Here is a 22563-nt window from a genome sequence, read left to right on the forward strand (position 1 = left end):
ACGCAAAGCGTCACCAAAATCGCGCCTTGCCCCTGCTAAGGCTAGTCCTCGTAGGGCGAGATGTCGCGGACCGCGCCGAAGGCGGCGGAGGTCGTCATCAGGGCGTAGGCGCGCAGGGCCTGAGTGACCGGGCGGTTGCGCGCTTCCGGCTTCCAGGCCTTCGGCCCGCGGGCCTCCATGGCCTGGCGGCGCGCCGCCAGGGTGGCGTCGTCGACGTCGATGCGGACCTCGCGGCCGGGGATGTCGATCACGATGGTGTCACCCTCCTCGACCAGAGCAATCGCGCCGCCCTGCGCCGCCTCCGGCGAGACGTGGCCGATGGACAACCCGGAGGTGCCACCAGAGAAGCGCCCGTCAGTGATCAATGCGCATTCCTTGCCCAGCCCCTTCGACTTCAGGTACGAGGTCGGGTAGAGCATCTCCTGCATGCCCGGGCCGCCCTTCGGGCCCTCGTAGCGAATGATTACCACGTCACCGGGCCGGATCTGGTCACCCAGGATGGCCTCCACCGTGGCGTCCTGGCTCTCGAAGACGCGGGCGGGGCCGGAGAACTTCAGGATGCTCTCGTCGACGCCCGCAGTCTTCACGATACAACCGTCGGGGGCCATGTTGCCGTAGAGCACAGCGAGGCCACCGTCCTTGGAGTAGGCGTGTTCGATATCGCGGATGCAGCCGTTCTCGCGGTCGATGTCCAGGCTGTCCCAAGTCTTGTCCTGGCTGAACGCGACCTGTGTGGGCACGCCGCCCGGCGCCGCCTTGTACAGGGTCTCGGACTCGGCGGCATGGCGCATCACGTCCCACTGTTCCAGGGCCTGGCCCATGGTGTCGGCGTACACGGTAGGAATGTCGCGATGGATCAACCCACCGCGGTCGAGCTCGGCGAGGATGCCCACCACCCCGCCGGCGCGGTGAACGTCTTCCATGTGGTAGAGCTGGGTAGCCGGGGCCACCTTGCACAGGTTCGGGACCTTGCGCGACAGGCGGTCGATGTCGGCCATGGTGAACTCGACCTCGCCCTCGCGCGCAGCCGCCAGCAGGTGCAGCACAGTATTGGTGGAGCCGCCCATCGCGATATCCAGGCTCATCGCATTCTCGAACGCCTCGAAGGTGGCGATGGAACGCGGCAGCACGGATTCGTCATCCTGCTCGTAGTAGCGCTTGGCGAGCTCGACCACGCGCCGCCCGGCCTGCTCGAACAGCGACTTGCGCACGGCATGGGTGGCGAGCAACGAGCCATTGCCCGGCAGTGAAAGCCCAAGGGCCTCGGTCAGGCAGTTCATCGAATTGGCGGTGAACATGCCGGAGCAGGAGCCGCAGGTCGGGCAGGCGGAGCGCTCGATGGCCTCCACTTCTTCGTCGCTTGCGCTGGAGTCGGCCGCCTTGACCATCGCGTCCACCAGATCCAGGTGGATCACGTTGTCGGTGCCCGGCTGCTTCACCTTACCGGCCTCCATCGGGCCGCCGGAGACGAACACCACCGGGATGTTCAGGCGCATCGCGGCCATCAGCATCCCCGGGGTGATCTTGTCGCAGTTGGAGATGCACACCAGCGCATCCGCGCAGTGGGCATTGACCATGTACTCCACCGAATCGGCGATGATCTCGCGCGAGGGCAGCGAATAGAGCATCCCGCCGTGACCCATGGCGATACCGTCGTCCACCGCGATGGTGTTGAACTCCTTCGCCACCCCACCGGCCTTCTCCACCTCGCCGGCGACCAGCTGCCCCAGATCCTTCAAGTGCACGTGCCCGGGCACGAACTGGGTAAAGGAGTTGGCAATGGCGATGATCGGCTTGCCGAAGTCGCCATCCTGCATGCCGGTGGCACGCCACAGGGCGCGGGCGCCGGCCATATTGCGGCCGTGGGTGGTGGTGCGAGAACGATAGGCGGGCATGGTCGGGTCTCGTGAACGTTTATGCAGAAGCGGAATCGTACATAATGAGCGATACAAACCCCAGTATTCCGAGGTATCCGCAATGAAAATCGAAGTCGAAAACATCAAGTGCGGCGGCTGCGCCAGCTCCATCCGCAAGGGCCTGCTGCAAGTCGAGGGCGTCACCGAAGCCGAGGTCGACGTGGAAGGCGGCGCCGTCGAGGTCCAGGCCCCGGACAGCGCCCGCGAGGCGGTCGCCGCGAAGCTGGCCAGCATGGGCTACCCCGAGGTCGGCTCGGTCTCCGGCTGGCGCTCCACCAGCGCCAAGGCCAAGTCCTTCGCCAGCTGCGCCGTCGGGCGCATGAGCGGCGAATAATCGGTGACCGCCTCGCCGTGGGGCCGGGCCTTTGTTGGCGTTGCCGGTCTGCTACTGCTTCTGGCCCTCGGCATGGGCCTCGCCCACGCCGACGAGGGATTACCGACCGCCGAGCTGAACCTCGGTGAGCAGACCCTCACCATCGAAATCGCCGCCACCGACCGCAGTCGCCGCCTCGGTCTGATGCACCGCGACCACCTGCCCGATGACCACGGCATGCTGTTCATCTGGTCACGCCCGGGGGAATACGGCATGTGGATGCAGAACACTCGCATCCCGCTGGACGTGGCCTTTATCGATGCGGATTTCACCATCACCAACATCGCCAGCATGACACCGCACTCCACCCGCATTCACAGCGCCAAGCGACCCGCGCTCTACGCGCTGGAGGTCAACGCCGGCTGGTTCGAGGAACACGGGATCACACGCAACGATACCGTCCCGGACCTCGAACGACTGGTCAACACGAACCAATAGCGGCCAGTGACACAAGACCGGGTCCTTCAGGCCCGCGTGTACATTGATCCGAGTTTCCCTAGACTGTCCGCTCAGGACACCGACAGGAAACGGAAAGCGCCGTGACCAACGCACCTCCCCCATTCCCAGGACCGCACACGCCCTCGCGGCGAGCCCCGCAGCCCGGGGAGCTTGCATGGTTCCGCGACGCCGTGCCGTACATCGCGGCGCATCGCGGGCGCACTATGGTGATTGCGCTGGCGGGCGAGGCGGCCCTGGCGCCGGAGTTCCCTGCGCTGATGCGCGACATCGCAAAGCTCAATGCGCTGGGGATTCGAGTCGTCCTGGTCTACGGGGCGCGGCCGCAGATCGAGGCGCGCATGGGCGAGCGCGGCCTAACCCCGGCCTATGCCAACGGCCTGCGCGTCACCGACGCCCCGGCCCTGGAAGCGGTACTCGACGCGGTCGGACGACTGCGCCTGCAGATTGAAGGCCTGCTCTCGCGCAGCCTGGGCCAACCAGGAACGGGCAACGCTCGCTTGCGCGTGGCCAGTGGCAACTTCGTCACCGCGCGCCCACTGGGTGTGCGCGACGGCGTGGACTTCCATTACACCGGCGAGGTCCGCGGGATCGATACCGCCGCACTCACCGCTTTGCTGGACCGGGAGCAGGTCGCATTGGTCTCGCCACTGGGCTACTCGCCCACCGGCGAGGTCTTCAATCTCTCCGGAGAGGACGTCGCCACCCAGGTAGCAATCGCGCTGGATGCCGACAAGCTGATCTTCCTGACGGAAGCGGGCGTATTGCGTGACCCGGAACATGGGGTGTTCGACCAACTCACCGTTCCGGCCGCCCAGGAACTGCTGGAGACCAGCGCCGATCTGCCGCAGGAACTGGCGAATCACCTGAGGAGCGCAATCGACGCCTGCCATGCCCGCGAGATGCGAGTACACCTGGTGGACCGGCGCGACGACGGCGGCCTCCTGACCGAGCTCTTCACCCGCCAGGGCATCGGCACGCTGGTCTCACGCGAACCGCTGGAGCGCCTGCGCCAGGCGACCCTCGACGATGTGGGAGGCATTCATGCATTGCTGGAGCCGCTGGAAGCGGAAGGGGTCCTGGTCCACCGCGCTCGCGAGCATCTGGAGCTGGAGATTGATCGCTTCCAGGTGTTGGAGGCCGATGGCCTGATCATCGGCACCGCTGCGCTCTATCCCTTCGAGTCAGATGCGGCGGAGATCGCCTGTCTTGCCCTGCACACGGATTATCGCGGGAGCGGGCGCGGCGATCGGCTGCTGCAGGCGATGGAAGGGCTGGCGCGGGACCAGGGTATCCGGCGCGTATTCGTGCTCACCACGCGCACCGCGCAGTGGTTCCAGGAGCGCGGCTACACGCTGGGCAAGGTGGACGACCTGCCCGCCAGCCGCCAGGCTCGCTACAACCAGGCCCGAAACTCGCGGGTCTTCACCCGCACGCTGTCAGACGAAGGGTAAACCTACCCGTGGCGAACTACTGTTCGTACCGAGCCTCGTTGCGTTCGTGGGCTTCCTGGGCGGCGACACTCAACGTGGCAATCGGTCGGGCCTCCAGCCGGGCGATCCCGATGGGTTCGCCGCTCTCCTCGCAGTAGCCGTATTCCCCCCGGTCGATGCGCGCCAGCGCCGCGTCGATCTTGTTCAGCAGCTTGCGGTAGCGATCCCGCGTACGCAGTTCCAGGCCGGCGTCGGTTTCATGGCTGGCGCGGTCGTTCGGGTCCGGCTCCTGCCAGCTCTCCGTGCGCAGATGCTCCAGGGTCTGTTCCGATTCGTCGATCAGCTCGGCACGCCAGGCCTCGAGCTTGGCACGAAAGTAGTCCAGTTGGCGCGGATTCATGTAGGGTTCGTCCTCGGACGGACGATACCCGGAATCCGGGCGGATCTTGGCTTCTTGGCTCATCTCGGACCCCTCGCCAGCCCCCTCCCGCCCCATGCGGAGAAGGCCCCGGCGCGATATGCGGTACACCCGATCGAGTATAGGGCAATAACCGGGGCGGGCGGCAACAATGGTGGCGCGCCCCAGCACACATTCCGAGCACACGAACCACAACAGCGACACGCCTTGCATGCAACGCATCTTCCAGATCAGCGATACCCACCTGGGCCTCGAACCAGGACCGATCCGGCCGGGCTACCCGGACAGCGATCAACAGCTCGCCCGTGTACTCGCCGCCCTGCAACAGCGCGAGGAAGAGCCCGACCTGCTGTGGCTCACCGGTGACCTGGCAGAGACGCCCACCCCAGAGGTCTACACCCGCATCCTAGGGCTGCTCGACGAACACCTGGAGGGCTGGACACTGGCTGGACTGGCGGGCAACCACGATTCACGACACCTGCTGCAGCAGGCCTTCGCGGAGGCCGGTCACGCCGTGGATGGGCACCAAGAGCTGGGAGACTGGCTGCTCGTGGGGCTCAACTCCGCCACGCCGGATCAGGTGTCCGGAACCCTAACCGCGGAAGAACTGGAACGACTCGACCAGGTACTCGGTGACCACCCGGCGCATTGGGCCATGATTGCGGTCCATCATCCGGTGGTGCCGATCGGCAGCGCCTGGATGGACCGTATCGGACTGACCAACCCCGCGGCTTTTTTCGCGGTACTGGACCGTCACCCGCACGTACGCGCTTGCCTGTTCGGGCACATCCACCAGGACTTCCGCGCCGTGCGCGGTGGCGTGGAACTACTCGGATGCCCCTCCACCTGCATCCAGTTCGCCCCGGGCTCCGCGGCCTTCGCCCTGGACGCTGAACATGCTGGATACCGCGTGCTGGAACTGCACCCCGACGGCCGGATCACAACCCGCGTGGAGCGGGTACCCGGCGACCTACCCGAGATCCGCGCATGATCCCGGACGACGTCCGCAGCAAGCAGATCTTGTCCTGGCTGGAGGGTCAGCCGGGGACATTCACGGACCTCGCCCTGCTGCGGGCAGACGCCAGTTTCCGGCGCTATTTCCGCCTGCGTCGCGACGGCGAGCCCATGGTGCTGATGGACGCGCCGCCCGAACGCGAGGCGACCGATCCGTTCGCGCAGATCGCGCGGCTGCTGGAGACCCTCGGGCTGCGCCCGCCCCATGTACACGTCCACGACGCGGCGGCCGGCTTCGTTCTGCTGGAGGACCTCGGCGATCGGACCTTCACCCAGGCCCTGGCCGAGGGGGCCGCAGAAGCACCGCTCTATGACCGGGCAATCGACACCCTGATTCAACTGCACCAGGCCTGGCCGCAACACGCCGCCGAGGTGGCGGACCTGCCCGCCTACGACGTTCAGCGGCTGCTGGACGAGGCGGCCCTGTTCACCGACTGGTACTGGCTGGAACAGCAGGGCGCGTCAATACCGAGCGCGTCCCGGGCGGCCTTTCTGAACGCCTGGCAGGACGTTCTCGAAGACCTGCCTGCGCTGCCCGACACCCTGGTGCTGCGCGACTTCCATGTCGACAACCTGATGCTGCCACCCGACTCGTCCACAGACTGTGCCGTCCTCGACTTTCAGGATGCCGTGCTCGGCAGCCCGGCCTATGACGTGATCTCGCTGCTGGAGGACGCCCGACGCGACGTATCACCCGCCACCGTGGAGCGCGCCCTGGAACGCTACCTCGCGAGCACCGCCTGGGATCGAGAGGCCTTCTGCCAACACTATCGTGTGCTCGGCGTCCAGCGCACCACGAAGATCCTGGGGATCTTCGTGCGCCTGGCACGCCGGGATGCCAAGCCCCGCTATCTGGAGCACCTGCCACGACTGCGTCGATTGCTGGCACAAGGGCTGTCGTACCCGGAGCTCACGCCCGTCGCCGAATGGTTCCGCGAGCACATGCCCGAACGCATGCCTAAGCAGAGGCAAAGGGACTAGAACGTGCGCGCAATGATCCTGGCCGCCGGGCGCGGCGAACGCATGCGCCCCCTGACCGACCACTGCCCCAAACCCTTGCTGGAGGCGGGCGGACGCCCCCTGATCGCACACACGCTGGACCGCCTGGCGGCCGCCGGATACCGCGATGTGGTGATCAATCTCGCACATCTGGGCGAGCAGATCCGTGCGGCCCTGGGCGAGCAGCACCAAGGGATCACCCTCCACTACTCGCCGGAGCCCGAGGGCGCCCTCGAGACCGCAGGCGGCATCCGCCAGGCCCTGCCGCTCCTGGGCGACGCACCGTTCCTGGTCGTCAATGGCGATGTCTGGTGTGACCACCCTCTGACTCCGCCAGCCAACATGTCCACTGCGTCCAGCGGTGCGCTCGCGCACCTAGTACTGGTGGATAACCCCGGGCATCACGCACAGGGCGACTTCGGCCTGAAAGGGAGATCGGTCGTGCTGGAAGGCGGCGAGCGCCTGACCTTCAGCGGCATCGGCTGGTATAACCCGCAGCTGTTCCAGGATCTGCCGCCCGGGCGTCACGCCCTGGGGCCGCTGCTACGCGCGGCCATCGCGGCCGGACAGGTTACCGGCGAGCACTACACGGGCGACTGGCGCGACATCGGCACCCCGGAACGTCTGTCCACACTGGATACCGAGCTCGGCCAGCGTTGAACGCGGCGCGGCTATGCGTCGGGCTCAAGGCTTGATGTAGGTATAGCCGGCACGTTGCAGCCGTGTCAGCTCGCCGATCCCGTTTGAAACCACATCCTCCTTGGCCACCTCGTGCAGATCACTGCGCGAGAGACCGCGCGAGTCCAGCGTGTTACCACAGACCAGAAAGCGCACGTCCTGCAGCTTGAGGGTATTCACGGTACTACGCAGGTCAGGGTCCTCCGCAGCGTGCTGCAACAGACTGACGCCGCTGCCGTGGGTCAGCACCTTGATCTTCAGCACCACATCTGCAGGGCTACCGTCGATATGGTTCTGTAGATTGCGCAGGGCATTCAGATGCAGCTCCGGGTCATCGGTGTTGATGTGATAGACCACCCGCAGCGGCTCGTCGGCCGCCGGTGCCTCGGAAACGGTTCCAAACAGCAGCGCGGTGGCACCACCAGCCACCAGCATCAACAAGAACGCCCCGGCCAGAAGCCAGCCGGGGGGCGGAACGCGTAGATAAGGGATCATCGGAATTCCCGGCGCGCCCGGATCAGACCTTGATGTAGATCCAGCCCTCGGCCTGACGGCGGGCCGCCTCGGCGACGCCGGAATCAATCAGCTCGGCCTGCGGCAGGGTGTCGACCGTCTTGCCCTCCTCGCGCGCCAGACGGTTAAGGGTCTGGGCACAGGCGGTGAACCGCAGCGTGGGATACGCCTCCGCCATGCTGGCCACCCGTTCCGGGTAGGGCGCGCTGTCGGCGCGCAGCAGATTCATTGCATTGTTGTGCACCACGACCTGCACGTTCAGGTCGCGCCCGACCGTCGCCGCCTCTCGGTACATGCTCTCGATATCATCCAGGAGCTCTGCCATCGCACGGGTGTCGCCCTCATTGATGTGCAGCAAAATCTGGTCGGTCTCGGTGGCTGAAAACACCTGCTGCGGGGCCGCGGCGCCACCCGCCGTATCCCGACTGGCAGCGACCTGCGCCAGGGCGCCGGCATCCTGCCCATTCGCGGCCGAATGCTGGCCACTGAAGAACCCGGCATCGCGGGTGATCTCGTACCCGCCCAGCGAACCCACGACCAGTGCCAGGACGCCGGCGGCGACGGACGGGAACCAGGCCGAACGGCCCCCGCGCGCGAGACGGCAGCGACCGGTGCTGGCGCGCCCGGCCGGGACGTCCTCGTAGGCCATATTGACCAGCTCCTTGAGCTGGTGCATGTCACAGACTTCCCGGCTCAGGTGCTCACTGGAGGAAATCGTCTTCAGGGTGTGCAGGCGGTCCTCGGGGGAGAATTCACCATCCACGAAGGCGTTGAGAATCTCCTCGCTAGGCCGGTTCTTTGCACTCAGTCGTTCATTCGACATGCCGATTCCTCACTACCTTGAGATAGGGTGTATCGGCCGCTTTCCCCGTGTCGGCCTGCTGCTCCAGCAGCACCTTTTTCAACTGTGCCCGAGCCCGGCTCAGGCGACTCATCACCGTGCCGATGGGTACATCCAGCACCTCCGAGACCTCGGAATAGGCAAAGCCTTCCAGGTCCACCAGTGCGACCACCTGCCGGTGATCGGTACTCAGTTCGGCCATCGCCCGGTGAACATCCGCGATCATGCGGTTGCGCTCGGTTTGCTGCTCCGGGCAGTCCTCGCAGGGCAGCTCCATGCTGTCCACATCCACCGTGTCCTTGTGCCGCCGCCCCCAGTCCCGGTAGCAGTTGGTCATAATCCGAAACACCCAGGCCTTCAGGGCGTTCTCGTCCTGCAACGACTTCAGCCGGGTCAGGGCCTTCATCATTGCCTCCTGCACTAGGTCGTCCGCCAGCGCCGCGTCATGACACCACGCAAATGCCATGCGATACATCTGGGGCCGCAGGTCGCACACCTTCTGACGCAGCCTGCGCTGCGCGAACCAGGTCGCCATGTTGTTGCTTCCTCCATCCGCAGGCCGTACGTGCGGCCTTGCTTGTTCTTGTACCCTGTAGGACGCTACCGGGCGGCGGGCTATTCCGGTCCGGTCGTTCATATGAGTCGCTCACCCTCGACTCCTGCGCTCAGGATACCCAATGCCATTCGATCCGCAAAAACTCGAGCGCTCGTTCGCCTTTGACCCCGCGACCGTCGCGGACCTGCGCGAACGCTGGGCACGCCTGATCACCGATGCCGTCTGGGGCGACCTCAAGACCGGCACCATCGGAGCCGTTCCGCGCCTGCGCAAGCGCCTGCTGGAGCTGGGCGAGAACCTGCGCTCCATGCTGTCGGACCGCGCCTGGATCCCGCATGAGCGCGAGCGCGTAAAGGGGGCGATGGCCGCCAGCCTCAACCTGCGCGACAGTCTGCAGCAGACCGACCGGGCCGCCAAGCTACTGAACGGCGGGGCCGATTTTGAGGCCTTCGAGACCGACTACCTCGCGTTCCGCAAGGGCCTTCTGACCTTCATCGAACAGCACGAACAGATCTGGGGCGATTTGCTCGAGAGCCTGTACGACGAAGCACCCGACGACCGGGACGAGGATTAGTGGTGGTCCTGCCATGAATATAACGAGGAACCACTAGCCTTGGGTCAGGAGATCCGCGAGGAGCATTTTGGGGCGCAAGACTTCGAGCGCTTTCGCCGTGTCCTCGCCGACGAAACCGCCTGGCTGCTGGACTGGCTAAAGACAGCGCCCCCCTTGGAACCTCCCCCGCCGCCCCGTCTAGGCTTTGAGATCGAGGCCTGGCTGTGCAATACGCACGGGCGCCCGCTCCCGGTGAACGACGCTTTTCTCGAAGCGATGGACAGCCCGCTGGCCACCCCGGAGCTGGCACAGTTCAACATCGAGTTGAACAGCAGCGTGTTTCATACCGGGCACGGCTGTTTCGGTGCCATTCTCGACGAATTGAACGAGACCCTGCGCCAGGCGCGCCGCGCCGCTCGGCATGCCGGCGCCGAACTGCTCATGGCCGGCAGCCTGCCCACCCTGGAGCCCGGCGATCTGGGCCTCCACCACATGTCACACCAGGCCCGCTACCGGGCCCTGAACAGCGCCATTCTGGAACAGCGCGCCCAGCGTCCGCTGGAGGTCGATATTGTCGGCCACGAACACCTCCAGCACCGCCACGCGGACGTGATGCTGGAGGCCGCCACCACCTCGTTCCAGGTACATATCGAGACACGCCCGGCGATCGCCCACCGCACCTACAACGCCACCATGGTCGCGACTGCGCCGGTACTGGCCGCTGCGGGCAACACGCCTTATATCTTCGGCCACGACCTGTGGGCCGAGAGCCGCATCCCGCTTTTCGAGCAGTCTGTGGAGGTCGGCGGATTCGCCAACTCGGCACGCGGACCGATCCGCCGCGTCACCTTCGGAACCGGTTACCTGCACGACTCCATCGGCGAGCTGTTCACCGAAAACCTCGAACACTTCCCGGTGCTGCTCCCTGTGGACCTGGACGAAACACCCGACCGGCTGGCGCACCTTGCCTTCCACAACGGCACGATCTGGCGCTGGAACCGTCCCATTGTCGGCTGCGACGCCGATGGCCGGCATAGCCTGCGGCTTGAGTTTCGCTGCCTTCCGGCCGGCCCGTCGCTGATCGACATGCTGGCCAATACGGCCTTTGCGCTGGGGCTTATCGAGTACCTGGTGGCCGAATCTCCAGACGGCACATTGGAGACCCCGTTTTCCGAGGCACGCGACAACTTCTACAATGCGGCGCGCCACGGTCTCGATGCACGTCTGCGCTGGGGACACCGGGATCCAATGCCTGCACCCCGCCTGATTACCCGCGAACTGCTACCTCGGGCCGCCGAGGGGCTGGAACGCCTGGGCATCGATGCCAGTGAGCGCAATACCCTTCTCGGCATCATCGCCGCACGGGTCGCCAGCGGCCAGACCGGGGCCCAATGGCAACGCGCCTGGGTCACGCGACATGGACGCGACTGGCCAGGCCTGGTCCGGGCCTACCGTGGCTGGCAGAACACCGGTGCAGCCGTTCACACCTGGGGACTCTAGTTACTTGTGACCACGATAACCGAATACTTCGAACTGCCTGACGGCTTCATCGAGGCTACGCCAACCACTTTGCACCAGTGCGTACCCGGCCCGGCACTGATCCACCTGGAAGGCCAGCGCGAGCCGGCCGTGGCCGTGGTCCTGTTGCTGCACGGCAACGAGCCGGTGGGCCTGCGCGCCGTCCAGCAGCTCCTGCGTCAATACACCGGGCGGCCGCTACCTCGGGCGCTCACCCTGATCGTGGGCAACCCGCAGGCCGCGGCGCTCAATCAGCGGCACCTGGACCATCAGCCCGACTTCAACCGCATCTGGCCGGGGACCGAGCAGGGCGGCTCGCCCGAGGCCGACCTCTTTGCCGAACTCTGCCGGCGTCTGGAGGGACGCGGCCTGTTCGCCGCGATCGACCTGCACAACAACACCGGGCGCAATCCGCATTACGCCTGCATCAACCGTCTGGATGCACCATTCCTGAACCTGGCCGCGCTGTTCGGACGTACGGTGGTGTACTTCACCCGACCCCGCGGGGTCGCCTCCATGGCGCTGGCGCGCCTCGGGCCGTCCGTCACGCTGGAATGTGGCCACCCTGAGGACGCGGCCGGCGTGGATCACGCCCGTGAGATGATTGATGCCGTGCTGCATTTGGGCCATTTCGCCGAAGAGCCGCCTCGGAAAGGCGCCATCGAGATCTTCCACACGGTGGCGCAGGTTCGGGTTCGGGCGGGACTACAGGTGGGACTGGATGCACAGCACCACGTGCGCCTGGAGCCCGACCTGGACGGCCTGAACTTCCAGTTACTGCCTGCCGGCTCGCGCCTGGTCAACGTCCACGCAGACGCCCGGGATCCGCTGATCGCGATCGCAGAGGACGGCTCCGAGGTCACCGACGAGTATCTGGAACGTACTGGCCAGGAGATCCGGCTCAAGCGCCAGGCCATGCCGTCCATGCTCACGCTGGATACCCGCGTGATCGCCCAGGACTGCCTGTGCTACCTGATGGAGCCACTGACACTGCCCTGACCATGCTGACCCATGGGCCGGCCGCAGCCGGGGGGACGCGATGCGCGATCAGGCGTCGCGTTCGACGCGCTCGAGGATCTGGGCGACGTGATCACCCTTGCGGTAGTTGGGGAGGTCGCGCTGCATGTCGGCCAGCGCCTTCTCTCGCGCCTGTTCGCTGTCGTACCAGCGATAGGATTCCCAGTCCGGCCCCAGCAGGTGCGGCATGGCCATGGTGCTGCCTTCCGGCAGGCGGATGCGGATTCCGTAGCGTTTCATGGATTCGTCCGAGGTTGCTCCCTTGAGGGGCCGCCCGCGCGCAGGCACGCGACCCGGCGCGCAGTCTATCCGAGCCCCTGCATACCGGCAATACAACACCGCCCCCACCCGGGGGCCCCAAACAAAACAGGGGCTGTCATATCGCTGACAGCCCCTGTCCGGGATTCGGTGGTGGCTACGCCCTGATTCGAACAGGGGACCCCATCATTATGAGTGCGCACCCTCAGATGGTTTCCCAACGCCCAGGATCGGCCTTAAACGGCTCTATGAAGCGATTCCAAAGGTCCTTAACCTCATCCGCCAAAAAACCAATTCACGACGATTGTGCCCTCCAAGCGCGCATAGAACTGTACCGCGGTGGCACAGAATGTGTGCCAGCCTGACCCTCAGATGATCTTCCACATTAAGCTCGATGAACTCTCCAGGCCGGGCCCCAGCCGTCGTTTCGCGGGCGCGAAACGCGTCCAATGTTTCAGCGTAAGGGAGCCAATAGACGGGGCGATTTCGCGGGCGCGAAACTGCACTCAATCCAAGAACAGCCGACTTTTTGAGAATCATTTTCAAAGTAGGCCGCATGAACAGATGCGTCTCCCGTGCGGCCTCCATTTGCGGAGGCATTTCGTTTGTTGTTCTCTGTGGTAGCCGCACTACGACCCGACCGGAAATCCAAAATACTGGGTTCGCACAAACACCGCAATGGCCACCCCTGGCACCTGACTGTCGCAAGCTGCCCGCCCCGCAACGCTCTGCCGGGACGATCTTCCAACTTGCAAAGGACTGCCCACTGGCATGGTTTCGAAGCGCCCCAGCCGCGCCCTTGCCTACCGGTATCAGAAGTATCCCTGGCGACTTTGGCTCGTCTCCACTACGGGCGAGGCCCTCGATGTGTCCGCGTTGACCGAGAACTTCCAAGCGCATGCGGACGATGTACAAAATCTGCTGCAAGCGGGGTTGCGACCGGGTGAGTGGGATCCGGTCATACAACCTGGGAAGACTTCGACTTCATCCGCGCAATGACGCTGCATCGATACAGTTCGTAGCCCGCGAAGTCGTGGCCCAAGCGGTTCAGATGCGCTGAAGGTAACAGCCAGATTCCCGCAGATGCCTGGGCGCACCCCGCATGAACAGTGCTGGATCCCTGCAGCATTCCTTGTCGACCCAGTGCCACGCGCCGGGTCATCCGAACGTGTCCGGCAAGGAATAACTCGTGCTGCGTCCGCCGCCCGGATTCTTCACTAATGCGCCTCGAGCCACCAAGTCCGTAATGTCCCGCTGCGCCGTGTCCTGCGAACACTTGGCCATCCGGGCCCAACGCGAAGAGGTCATCCCACCCTCGAAGCCGTCCAGCAGACGATTGAGAACCTTGATCTGTCGGGCATTGAGCGGCTCCGTGGCGAACCGCTCCCAGAATTGCGCCTTGTACAGCACGTGCTCGAGCGCATCTTGGGCGCTGTCCAGCGAACGCCGCAGGCAGCCGAGGAACCATTCCAGCCACAGGGTGATGTCCAGGTCCTCCTGTTTCTGGGTCCGCTCCAGGATCGCGTAATAGTCACTGCGTTCCCGAAGGATCTGCCCGGACATGCTGTAGAAACGTTCCGCCGACCCATCCGCTCGTGCCAGCGCCATATCGGCGATCGCCCGCGCGATACGCCCGTTTCCATCCGCGAACGGGTGAATCGTCACGAACCAGAGATGAGCCAGCCCCGCCACCAATAGCGGATCCAGCGGTCCGGGTGTCTTAAACCAGGCGAAGAAAGCGTCGACCTCCCCCGGGATTCGTTCGGCCGGTGGCGCGGAGAAGTGCACCGTCTTCCGGCCCACGGGCCCCGACACCACCTCCATCGGCCCTTCTTCGTCATCCCGCCAGCGCGCGACCGGAATCCGCGTTATTCCGCTACGCCCCGTCAGAAACAGGGCCGCATGCCAGTCGAACAGCCGATCCACCGTCAGCTCACGGTCAAAGGCCTTCGTGGCATCCAGCATCAGGTCGACCATGCCGTCGACATCCCGCCCTGAAGCGACCAGTCCCCCGGCCTCCAGGCCGAGGCGACGTGCCAAGGAAGAGCGCACCTGATCCAGGGGTAGCCGTTCGCCCTCGATGGCGCCGGAGTCCACGATATCCTCCGACAACACCCGCAGCGACGCTTCCTCGCGCAGCGCGAAACCCAACCCCTGCATCCGCCCGAGCAGCCGGCCCTGCTCGCGCGCGGCCGCGGCCAGCATCGGCGCGATATGTTCCGCGTCCCACTGCCAGTGGGGCCAACCGATCAGTTCCCAGATATATCGCACACCAATCTCCGCATATTATGCGGAGATGATGCGGATCATTCTCCGCATTTCCAAGCGTAGACGGAGTGCGACGGGTGATCAGTGCTTCTGATTGTCTGGTGTTGGTGGGCGACACAACAACGACTCGTGCGTAGAGCCCAAGGTGTTATCGGCAGAGCGAATCAACCGTTCCGCACATGCCCTTGCCACCCAACTGTCTCACCTGGCCCTGTCGGCTGGAGCACGCGGTATGGCCGCATGAAGCCGTAGAAGACAGAACCCAAGCGCCTTTCTAACACAGAGAAAGGGCCGAAGATCACGCCATCAATGCCAGCAGCCGCGGAGCGAGATGCCCTGACTCCGCGAGCTGCGCCATTGCGAAGGAGCGAATCTCACGTGGACAAGGTCCGCTACGGCACTCCAAAAGCGAGACAACCCTCTCCAATGATTTTTGGTGCCCGGCATAGCTCTCCAATAGCTTGCCACCAGTCTCCCTGCCCAAATGCTTCTCCAGCATCCTGATTGCTTCTTGGGGTTGTTCCCTCCAGAGCCATGTCGCAGCTGCACGACTTTCCGGCCCGGAGTTCTCTACCCAACCGGCCACCTCGTTCTTCAATTCGGGGGTGAGCCCGTCTTCAATACGCTGCCACCAATCCCAGGCATCCATCCGGTCCCGACAATGGTCCAAAATGCCTCTTTGAATGGTAACGGGCATCAAGGGGAACACCGAAGTCACGATTGCCAACTGTTCATCGTTCAGGCCTGCCACGAATGCGCCAGCTTCGGCCTTCTCAAGCAGATCGTTTTTGACCCCCGAAGCGCCCAAGAGCCAAAGCTGGAGCTGCTTAATGCCAGCGCCACCTCGCGGAAAGGCTCGAAAAATGCGGATCAAGGCCTGCGTGTAATCCTCCGATCCACGCAATTTGCTAGACAAGACATCCCGAGACCACTCCACGGACATAACGGTTTCCCACCATACCCAGGGCACCAAGCAGTCATGCCGCGCGGCGCAGGCATCCCGCACGGCCCGCGCCAGCAAACCTGGGTGAAAGACTGCATGGGCATCAATTGGGGGCGTCGGAATCCGGTCCGCAATCTCGCCCGCAAGATCGACCAGTCGTTGCTGCGCCGGGGGAAGCCCTGAAAGGCGAACGCTCGCATCAGGGATTTGGATATCCCCATGCAACTCCAGGCTGGGCGTATCCACCCACCCTGGGAATAATTGTTGCCATCCGACCGGGAGCTGGAATGTCGGACGTTCCGTGTAAAGACTCCAGGACCAGCACGCTGCTAGCCACCCATAAGCCCTGGTAGATGTGGCCGACAAGGATTGCCCGGCCGCAACTTCATTCCGGAACAGCCGATCCAGGACAAGGTCCCTAAGATGGATCATGGACTGCGGGGCACCCCCTGATTCCTTCAGGGTTTGCCCACCGGCCAGGAATACCGCCTCGGCTGCGCCGATGTTCGCTGCATCGAACACCGCATTGCGAACGCTGCGCTCAGCGCACACCTGAATCTGATCTACGCCAAGATCCGCCAGCGCATCCTCCACGAGGGCAGACCGCTCCGGATCAAAGGACAAAGCACCCCAATCACCAAGGTCCCCATTCGCGATAACCTGCTGCAGATCTCCCACGGCGATCGCGTGGACGGCCACGTGGGGGGTCATTCTCCTCGCACCCATCGCATCTTCTTCCAGCAAGCCCGCCTCGGTGAGACGATCTGCAGCTCCTACTGCCTCATCGAGCATCGATGCAGAAGATGGGTCTTGGGGAATCGGCTCAGGCAGCAACGAGAGAACCACTTCCCGACTATCGTGCGGCTGAATGGCTTCAACGGCAGTCTCAACCACTCGCTTCCAATCTTCTGCCCCGATCCATGATCCCCATGGCACGTCAGCCGAAAAGAGCCAGGCCCTCACGCAATCTCGGAACAGCCGCTGAGTCTTTGGATCCCCACTAATCACCAATGAAAGCCATTGCTCGGCGGCATCGTCCCCAACTGGGCTGGGCAGTCTTCCCGAACCGATGCGATACGACAGGCCAGCGACCTCGACCAGGGCTCGCGGAGTTGGTACCAACCCAGACTCGGGCAGATCACTTACCCATTGCCACAATCGATCACTGTCCCATTTCCGTCCGCCTTGAGCGCGAAGCCGGGAAGCCAGCCAATCGATCAACCGTTGATGCCAGTCGCGCATCAATATGAATTCGTACCCCTTCAAACCGTTATCGCTGAGGTCTTCCAGAAGCCGCCCCAAACTCGACCTACTGAAAAATTCCTCTGGCAGGGGAAATGGAGCCGCAATCAGGACGGACCCAAGCGGAGCACGCCGCTCCAATGCCTTCTTATCCTTCCACCCTTTGGAGTCTGAAACCCTCAGACAGAGCGGCGCCGGATCCAGGAGACGTTCGTTCACGTCGTGGACGGATGTCGCAGCGATGCATTCGAACGGCCCTGAAACGTTAAGTTGCTGCCAGAAAAGGTCGAGACCGGTACCCGGTGGGAAAAAAACCCAGTACACGCCGCGGAGCAGACCATGACCGGCGGCGACACCCGGCCGCACGCCCAACCAGGGATCCAGCTCACTGCTGCAGTCACGATCTTTGTGGCTGAAATACCCCACACGGCAGGCCTCCTCACGACGCAGATCCAGAGGTCGTATCTCCGGAAATCCTTCGAAGCGATAAGTGGCCAGTGGGTCGGCTGCAGCATGGATCCCGAGATCGCTCTTGCTACACCCGAGCAGAGCCGCAAGCCTTTCTGCAAACCGGCTGTTCCGCTCCCACCATCCCGTCTTTCCGTGGTTCAGGTCACTCAGCTTTGCGCCGACCGATCGGGACTGCCTGGGCTCCTCGGGCACAGCCTCGCAGAGCGCTTCGGCCAAGCGCTTCATTGACCTGTAGTTGGCCTTCCGCCGCATCTCATCAAGGCTCGTCATGGATCGCTACTCGCCGTTTGGAATGGGCCAGCATAAAGCGCCCACGTTGACCTCGCCAAAGTGCATCGGTGCATAGCGGTGCACTTTGATTGCTGCGCGGGCGAGCCACACTTCAATCTGCATGGGCGATAAACGAAAAAACCAAGGAGATCGCAATGACCATGCAAATTCGATTCGTCGGCCCTCTGGGAAAAGTCACCGGATCATGCACCTGGATGCGGGACGAAACCCGCGGATGGAGTTTCCTCGTGGACTGCGGCATGCAGCAGGGCGAACCCACCGCTGATCAGTGGAATGCCGGTGACGAGTGGCCCTTTGACCCCAAAACCATCCGATTCGTAATACTGACCCATGCCCATGTGGACCATTGCGGATTGATCCCTGAGCTCTACAAACGTGGTTTCGAAGGAACCGTCTACTGCACGGAGGAAACCAAGGAGCTTGCGGAACTTCTATTGGGCGACGCAGCGAAACAACAAGACACGTCGTTCGAGCTGAAAGACGTGGAACGAATCCACTTCCACACCCCCGGCGGCACGACCAAGTTTGGCGATTACCACCCGGTTGCAGACGACCTGTTTATCCGATTCTTCCGAAGCGGGCACATCCTGGGATCTGTCAGCGCGACAATTCTCTGGGGTGATCCCAAATCAGAGCAAACGAGCATCGTCTTCTCAGGAGACATCGGCCCGGGCAGGGAAGACCAGGAAGTTGCGCCCTTCTCACGGCACCTGATGCATCCAGCGCCCGCTGATTTTGCGGTGGTTGAATCTACCTACGGAGACAGGACCCGGCCTCCCGAGGAAACGGACCCCGTCAATAGAAGAAGCCGCCTCGCGGAAGCAATGGACCGAGCGATGAAGACGGGCGGGACACTGGCAATCCCTGCTTTCAGTACCGCACGCACGCAAGATGTCCTTTTCGACATCCATTTTGTGGTCGCCAGCAATCCAGAGCGTTACTCCGGGATGGACTTCATCCTAGCTTCACCTCTCGCAGAAAAAGTCAACGAGATCACTGTGAAAGCTCTCAGCAAGGTGGGGCCCCAAGGCAATAGGGGCAAGGTCCGCCCTCTTTGGCTTGGCAAGCAGGTGTTCCGAGATCTTGGGCTCGACAAGGACGATCCTGACCATTTTGATCACGCCCACAATCTTTGCAAACAAGCACTTTGTGCTGCACCTGCGACGCCAATCCCCAATGAACCGCCGGGCAATGCGATCTCGGCCCAGTGGCGCTCACTCTTTAGGGTAGACAAGAAAGGCGCAAACGACGTCGAGCTTGCTCAAGCAGGCCCACGGGTCGCCGTGATGAGCTCGGGGATGTGCGACGCTGGCCCGGCAATCCGCTGGCTTCCAGATCTCCTAAAGTCGGCCGACAATGAAGTCGCCTTGACGGGATATTGTGCCCCCGGATCCATCGGCAACAAGCTTCAGGAACTCGCCCCCGTCCCAAACTCTGAACGACGCAAACTCCGAGACAATCTGTCCTGGAAGCAACCCGACGGACCTTCGCTGCCGCGTCGCGACATCAAGGCATCGATATCGACTCTATCGGGATATTCTGCCCATGCGGACCAGGCGGAATTGGTTGATTGGGTAGTACACGAGTTTCCCCAAGGCAGCGGAAGCCGCCAAACGATGGCCAGCAAGAAGGTCTTTATCCAGCATGGACACAATAGAGCCCGGAAAGGCCTATCCGAGGCCATCCAGAAAAAAGCCACGGCCCACGGCCTTTGGATCGAGACCGGCATGCCCGAAGAGCCGTCCGGCTGGATAACCCTGGACCCTGCTCGATAGCACTATCGGCCCCTCCGCGTCACTCGCAGGGGGGGCCTTTACGCTAGCCCTAGCGCCCTAGCGCCCTAGCGCCCCGAGTCGAAAACACTGATCACCTCCCGCATCACTGCGGGAATGTGCGGCAGGGCGGACTCGATCATCACATCGGGGATCCCGTGCAGGGATTCCGCCACGCTGCCCGCAATGGCTGCCAGCGTGTCTGCATCCCCGCCCATGGACACGGCATTGCGCAAGGCATCCTCAAAATCCTCGGATTCCAATGCGCAAACGATGGCCGGTGGAACCGTCCCGGGCGCGGTCTCGTTGTGCTCGTGAACCGAACGGAACCCATCCACGCTCGGGCTGAGATCGTAGCCGTACGCAGATTCCAGTGCCGCCCGAATCTCGGCCGCATCCACGCCTTGCCGAGCAAGCCACACGGCATGCGCCGTCGCCAGCGCACCCTTGAGCCCTTCGGGATGATCGTGACTGACCTCGGTGACCTTTCGGGCCGACTCAAGGCACTCATCAAGCGAATGTGTCAGCCATGCGACAGGCGATACCCGCATCGCGCCTCCGTTGCCGAAACTGCCGTAGGGGGCCTGGACGGTCGGCGCCGCGAGCCAGCTAAAGAACTTCTTGCCATATCCACCCAGGTGAGGGGCCGGCCGAACCTTCCGGGCCCACTCCCGCATCGTTTCGGCCGGATCCTTGTCGTGCAACAGGGCGTCGGCTACCGCGACCGTCATGATGCTGTCGTCGGTAATCCCGTTGCGGTCATTGAACAGCGGGAAGTCCTTCGTGGTGATGCGCCGAAACTCCCAGGGAGCTCCCACCATGTCACCAATAATAGCTCCGAGCATTCGGCCATCTCCTGTCACACGCCTGGTGCAGCGGGGATATCGACTGAGCGGGGCGGGCGAACTCAACCGTGCGGGTCACGCCACAACGCCTCGGAACCGATCACCGACTCCTCGCCGCACCGGATCCGCGCCAGCGTCTGATCGGCCTGGTCGATGCCCTCAAGGTCGGTCAAGTGTTCTTCAACAGCCTCGCGGATGCAGTCGGTCATCGTGCGGCCCATCTTGTCGGCCGGCACCATCAGGCGTCGATACGTCTCGCTCGGCAGGCGCACGGTCGTTTGACGGGTATCTCCGGTTCGTGTGGTCATGGCCATGAACTCCAGCGCCGTTCACACAAACCGCTGCCTGTTGCAGGTCGGGGCAACGGGAGGCGCATCAGATTCCCAAGGCCCGGAACAACCCTGCAACGGCGTCGGCCCGCTTGCCCTGGCCGGATTCCAGCACACGCATGGCCCGGACGGTGGTGGCGTTCGGCACCAGTCTCGGCGCGGGCTGACCCTGCCGCTCATCGACAGACGACCGAGCATCTCGGTCACGGTCATGGCATGCGCGTTCGCATCCGCTTTGGGCAGGCGAACCGTCACCTTGGCGCTTTTCATGTTCCACGGCGATGCCCTCAGGTCATGCGGCACGTTCAGGGACAGTGTACGCAAGGAGGCACGCTGTTTGCGCGCGCAAACAGCGTGCCTCCCGGCAGACGCCGGGCTCCAATGGGCACTGCGCAACGCCTCGTCAGGGAGCAACGAGTGCCATGCGCCTTTGCAGCTCGAGGGCGTTGTCGGACGCAACACTGCGAAACGTGGAACTGATGCGGGTGTCATCCACCACGGTTTGCCAGTACCCGATAGCAGCGTGACAAGTGGTGACCCACACGCCATGTTCACGGGGCAATGGCAGGGCGGGCTCGAACGTCAAGCGCGGCAACTCGCCACCCGGGAGCGGCGCGTAGGCCATCGGGAGCATGTCGTAGACCGGGCACAGGACAAGCCGACCGCCCTCCGGTCGAAAGGCAAGGTTGCCCAGGTGCATGTCGTTATTGGCAATCAGTCTTCCGAACCAGGTGATGTGACGGATGGCTGCAACCGCCTCCGGCGCCAGCAGACGCTTGTCGGCGAGACCCTGGGCGAGGGCGTCCCATGCCGAAGGGGCCTGGCCAAGCAAGGACGCGTTCACGGTCTCCAGCGTCACCACCGGGCTGCGGCCGAACAGTCCGTGGCGATCGAAGCGCTCGATCTCCAGGAACGTGCGGCCCTGTTGCTGGAGGATTCGGCTGGGCGGACTCTGCACACCGGGCAGCCCCGCGACCGCCTCCAGTGCCAGATGCTCCGCCACCAGCAGATCGGACCAGCGCTGCACGGTCGCGGACTCGTCCGCACCCGAAAACTTCACGATGACGTGCGGACTATGACTGCCCTGCAAGTCCCGAAGGGCGGTGAATTTCGGGAACTCACCCGCAGCACTGGAGCCCGCAAGGCCCAGCGAGATGGCCTCCTCCGCCGCTTTCACATACATCCCTTCGATCTCGTCCACCCCGAGAATCGGAGGGGGATCCAGGCGAGCCTTCTGCCAGCCCTTGAATGCGGCATCACCAACGACCAGGTTGCCCGGGAGATCGGAGCCCACACGACTCAGAACCCAGAGGATATCGTCGTCACTCCAGGCATCTGGATTGGGTGACACCTCGAGCGTGTCCTGCAAGCGATACGCCAGCTGGCGCCCGAGGTAGCCCTGGGGGCGCATATCGTACAAAGGGTATGGCAGACCGGCCCACCATCCTTCGGGGGTCTCGTCGTCCTCCTCCAAAGGCCAATCCGAGCCACCGAAGTCGGCATGGCAGCCCTGTGGCTGGATGGGCGAGAGCTCCGTGAGCTCGTGCGGCTGGCCGGCTTCATCAATCACACGGATGGGAGTGGGCGCGAAGTCGCCTCGCAGCGCTCTGCGCAGAGCGTAGCGAGTGCGCCGGGCCCGCCCGGCCGCAAGCACGGGCTCGGGCGCCTCCTGCAGCAATCGGTGAAGGGTGGGGACCGACAGCCCCAGTTCGCGGGCAAGATCGGCTGCACGCGCCGGGGCGAGCCTGGCAAGCGCCAAGCCGAGCCGCTGATGCGCTGCCTCTCGCTTGCTCCTCATCCGAACCTGCCTATTGAAATGATTATTGAGAAGATACTACCTCATTAAGGATTTGATATAT

21 protein-coding genes are annotated in these 22563 nt (G+C 63.8%); 10 read left to right on the plus strand and 11 right to left on the minus strand.

Annotated features, from left to right (window positions below; translation table 11 throughout):
- Positions 1-41 precede the first annotated feature (41 nt).
- Complete coding sequence (gene ilvD / locus F462_RS04710; protein ID WP_038052017.1) at positions 42-1895, minus strand: dihydroxy-acid dehydratase; 1854 nt, start codon at positions 1893-1895, stop codon at positions 42-44.
- 82 nt (positions 1896-1977) lie between these two features.
- Between ilvD and F462_RS04715 the strand changes: the two genes are divergently transcribed.
- The 3 genes from F462_RS04715 to argA all read left to right on the plus strand — a co-directional run bounded on the left by F462_RS04715 (position 1978) and on the right by argA (position 4199).
- On the plus strand, positions 1978-2250 hold the full coding sequence (locus F462_RS04715; RefSeq protein ID WP_018874285.1) for a heavy-metal-associated domain-containing protein: 273 nt from the start codon (positions 1978-1980) through the stop codon (positions 2248-2250).
- Between the two features lie 3 nt (positions 2251-2253).
- Positions 2254-2727: a DUF192 domain-containing protein gene (locus tag F462_RS04720; RefSeq protein ID WP_018874284.1), complete on the plus strand. Its 474-nt coding sequence runs from the start codon at positions 2254-2256 to the stop codon at positions 2725-2727.
- A gap of 101 nt (positions 2728-2828) precedes the next feature.
- Positions 2829-4199 (plus strand): amino-acid N-acetyltransferase, encoded by a 1371-nt coding sequence (argA, locus tag F462_RS04725; RefSeq protein WP_038044754.1) that lies wholly within the window; start codon positions 2829-2831, stop codon positions 4197-4199.
- Between the two features lie 16 nt (positions 4200-4215).
- Here the strand turns inward: argA and dksA are convergent, their stop codons facing one another.
- Positions 4216-4641, minus strand: a complete 426-nt coding sequence (dksA, locus tag F462_RS04730) for an RNA polymerase-binding protein DksA (protein ID WP_018142193.1) — start codon at positions 4639-4641, stop codon at positions 4216-4218.
- A 166-nt stretch (positions 4642-4807) separates the two neighbouring features.
- Here dksA and F462_RS04735 point away from each other — a divergent pair, with 166 nt between their 5' ends.
- Genes F462_RS04735 through murU form a run of 3 tightly spaced genes read left to right on the plus strand, consistent with a single transcriptional unit; the run spans position 4808 to position 7269 of the window.
- Entirely contained in the window at positions 4808-5587 is a 780-nt protein-coding gene (locus tag F462_RS04735; RefSeq protein ID WP_018874282.1) for a metallophosphoesterase, read from the plus strand.
- Entirely contained in the window at positions 5584-6591 is a 1008-nt protein-coding gene (locus tag F462_RS04740; protein ID WP_018874281.1) for an aminoglycoside phosphotransferase family protein, read from the plus strand. The genes F462_RS04735 and F462_RS04740 overlap by 4 nt, the downstream gene beginning before the upstream one ends.
- Before the next feature lie 3 nt (positions 6592-6594).
- Positions 6595-7269 (plus strand): N-acetylmuramate alpha-1-phosphate uridylyltransferase MurU, encoded by a 675-nt coding sequence (gene murU, locus F462_RS04745; protein ID WP_026280057.1) that lies wholly within the window; start codon positions 6595-6597, stop codon positions 7267-7269.
- A 24-nt stretch (positions 7270-7293) separates the two neighbouring features.
- Here murU and F462_RS04750 read toward each other — a convergent pair whose 3' ends face one another.
- From F462_RS04750 to F462_RS04760, 3 genes are all read right to left on the minus strand, one after another.
- On the minus strand, positions 7294-7722 hold the full coding sequence (locus F462_RS04750; RefSeq protein WP_371180512.1) for a DsrE family protein: 429 nt from the start codon (positions 7720-7722) through the stop codon (positions 7294-7296).
- Positions 7723-7804: 82 nt separating this feature from the next.
- Positions 7805-8623, minus strand: a complete 819-nt coding sequence (locus tag F462_RS04755) for a hypothetical protein (protein ID WP_038052019.1) — start codon at positions 8621-8623, stop codon at positions 7805-7807.
- Positions 8613-9176 carry an RNA polymerase sigma factor gene (locus F462_RS04760; RefSeq protein ID WP_038052021.1) on the minus strand — a complete coding sequence of 188 codons (564 nt, stop codon included), beginning with the start codon at positions 9174-9176 and terminating at the stop codon, positions 8613-8615. The genes F462_RS04755 and F462_RS04760 overlap by 11 nt, the downstream gene beginning before the upstream one ends.
- Before the next feature lie 142 nt (positions 9177-9318).
- Here F462_RS04760 and F462_RS04765 point away from each other — a divergent pair, with 142 nt between their 5' ends.
- Genes F462_RS04765 through F462_RS04775 form a run of 3 tightly spaced genes read left to right on the plus strand, consistent with a single transcriptional unit; the run spans position 9319 to position 12267 of the window.
- The gene (locus F462_RS04765; RefSeq protein ID WP_038052022.1) at positions 9319-9771 is read left to right on the plus strand and encodes a hypothetical protein; all 453 of its coding nucleotides are present in this window, start codon (positions 9319-9321) and stop codon (positions 9769-9771) included.
- Positions 9772-9810: 39 nt separating this feature from the next.
- A complete protein-coding gene (locus tag F462_RS04770; protein ID WP_038052023.1) occupies positions 9811-11250 on the plus strand; it encodes a glutamate--cysteine ligase family protein in 1440 nt (479 codons plus the stop codon).
- Positions 11251-11256: 6 nt separating this feature from the next.
- A complete protein-coding gene (locus F462_RS04775; protein ID WP_038052024.1) occupies positions 11257-12267 on the plus strand; it encodes a M14 family metallopeptidase in 1011 nt (336 codons plus the stop codon).
- A 48-nt stretch (positions 12268-12315) separates the two neighbouring features.
- Here F462_RS04775 and F462_RS04780 read toward each other — a convergent pair whose 3' ends face one another.
- The 3 genes from F462_RS04780 to F462_RS04790 all read right to left on the minus strand — a co-directional run bounded on the left by F462_RS04780 (position 12316) and on the right by F462_RS04790 (position 17737).
- Positions 12316-12525, minus strand: coding sequence for a hypothetical protein (locus F462_RS04780; protein WP_038052025.1), 210 nt, complete (start codon positions 12523-12525; stop codon positions 12316-12318).
- Positions 12526-13701: 1176 nt separating this feature from the next.
- Positions 13702-14814 (minus strand): Fic family protein, encoded by a 1113-nt coding sequence (locus tag F462_RS04785; RefSeq protein ID WP_038052026.1) that lies wholly within the window; start codon positions 14812-14814, stop codon positions 13702-13704.
- A gap of 295 nt (positions 14815-15109) precedes the next feature.
- On the minus strand, positions 15110-17737 hold the full coding sequence (locus tag F462_RS04790) for a hypothetical protein (protein WP_038052027.1): 2628 nt from the start codon (positions 17735-17737) through the stop codon (positions 15110-15112).
- Positions 17738-17892: 155 nt separating this feature from the next.
- Here F462_RS04790 and F462_RS04795 point away from each other — a divergent pair, with 155 nt between their 5' ends.
- On the plus strand, positions 17893-19533 hold the full coding sequence (locus F462_RS04795; protein WP_038052028.1) for an MBL fold metallo-hydrolase: 1641 nt from the start codon (positions 17893-17895) through the stop codon (positions 19531-19533).
- A gap of 65 nt (positions 19534-19598) precedes the next feature.
- On the opposite strand, the gene F462_RS04800 is transcribed toward F462_RS04795, so the two are convergent.
- The 3 genes from F462_RS04800 to yjjJ form a co-directional block, all read right to left on the minus strand.
- Complete coding sequence (locus F462_RS04800) at positions 19599-20375, minus strand: ADP-ribosylglycohydrolase family protein (protein WP_026181385.1); 777 nt, start codon at positions 20373-20375, stop codon at positions 19599-19601.
- 62 nt (positions 20376-20437) lie between these two features.
- Positions 20438-20683: a type II toxin-antitoxin system RelB family antitoxin gene (locus tag F462_RS04805; protein WP_038052029.1), complete on the minus strand. Its 246-nt coding sequence runs from the start codon at positions 20681-20683 to the stop codon at positions 20438-20440.
- 424 nt (positions 20684-21107) lie between these two features.
- Complete coding sequence (gene yjjJ / locus F462_RS04810) at positions 21108-22502, minus strand: type II toxin-antitoxin system HipA family toxin YjjJ (protein WP_081911361.1); 1395 nt, start codon at positions 22500-22502, stop codon at positions 21108-21110.
- Positions 22503-22563 lie beyond the last annotated feature (61 nt).

Source organism: Thioalkalivibrio sp. ALJ1, assembly GCF_000745395.1.
In the GTDB taxonomy this organism is placed as follows: domain Bacteria; phylum Pseudomonadota; class Gammaproteobacteria; order Ectothiorhodospirales; family Ectothiorhodospiraceae; genus Thioalkalivibrio.

What these genes read in the sequence shown, in the direction of transcription:
- F462_RS04795 (WP_038052028.1), top strand. Translation starts at nt 17,893, where the DNA reads ATGACCATGCAAATTCGATTCGTCGGCCCTCTGGGAAAAGTCACCGGA.
- F462_RS04765 (WP_038052022.1), top strand. Translation starts at nt 9,319, where the DNA reads ATGCCATTCGATCCGCAAAAACTCGAGCGCTCGTTCGCCTTTGACCCC.
- F462_RS04755 (WP_038052019.1), bottom strand. Translation starts at nt 8,623, where the DNA reads ATGTCGAATGAACGACTGAGTGCAAAGAACCGGCCTAGCGAGGAGATT.
- yjjJ (WP_081911361.1), bottom strand. Translation starts at nt 22,502, where the DNA reads ATGAGGAGCAAGCGAGAGGCAGCGCATCAGCGGCTCGGCTTGGCGCTT.
- F462_RS04780 (WP_038052025.1), bottom strand. Translation starts at nt 12,525, where the DNA reads ATGAAACGCTACGGAATCCGCATCCGCCTGCCGGAAGGCAGCACCATG.
- ilvD (WP_038052017.1), bottom strand. Translation starts at nt 1,895, where the DNA reads ATGCCCGCCTATCGTTCTCGCACCACCACCCACGGCCGCAATATGGCC.
- F462_RS04715 (WP_018874285.1), top strand. Translation starts at nt 1,978, where the DNA reads ATGAAAATCGAAGTCGAAAACATCAAGTGCGGCGGCTGCGCCAGCTCC.
- F462_RS04800 (WP_026181385.1), bottom strand. Translation starts at nt 20,375, where the DNA reads ATGCTCGGAGCTATTATTGGTGACATGGTGGGAGCTCCCTGGGAGTTT.
- F462_RS04805 (WP_038052029.1), bottom strand. Translation starts at nt 20,683, where the DNA reads ATGACCACACGAACCGGAGATACCCGTCAAACGACCGTGCGCCTGCCG.
- dksA (WP_018142193.1), bottom strand. Translation starts at nt 4,641, where the DNA reads ATGAGCCAAGAAGCCAAGATCCGCCCGGATTCCGGGTATCGTCCGTCC.
- F462_RS04740 (WP_018874281.1), top strand. Translation starts at nt 5,584, where the DNA reads ATGATCCCGGACGACGTCCGCAGCAAGCAGATCTTGTCCTGGCTGGAG.
- F462_RS04735 (WP_018874282.1), top strand. Translation starts at nt 4,808, where the DNA reads ATGCAACGCATCTTCCAGATCAGCGATACCCACCTGGGCCTCGAACCA.
- F462_RS04790 (WP_038052027.1), bottom strand. Translation starts at nt 17,737, where the DNA reads ATGACGAGCCTTGATGAGATGCGGCGGAAGGCCAACTACAGGTCAATG.
- F462_RS04760 (WP_038052021.1), bottom strand. Translation starts at nt 9,176, where the DNA reads ATGGCGACCTGGTTCGCGCAGCGCAGGCTGCGTCAGAAGGTGTGCGAC.
- F462_RS04750 (WP_371180512.1), bottom strand. Translation starts at nt 7,722, where the DNA reads ATGCTGGTGGCTGGTGGTGCCACCGCGCTGCTGTTTGGAACCGTTTCC.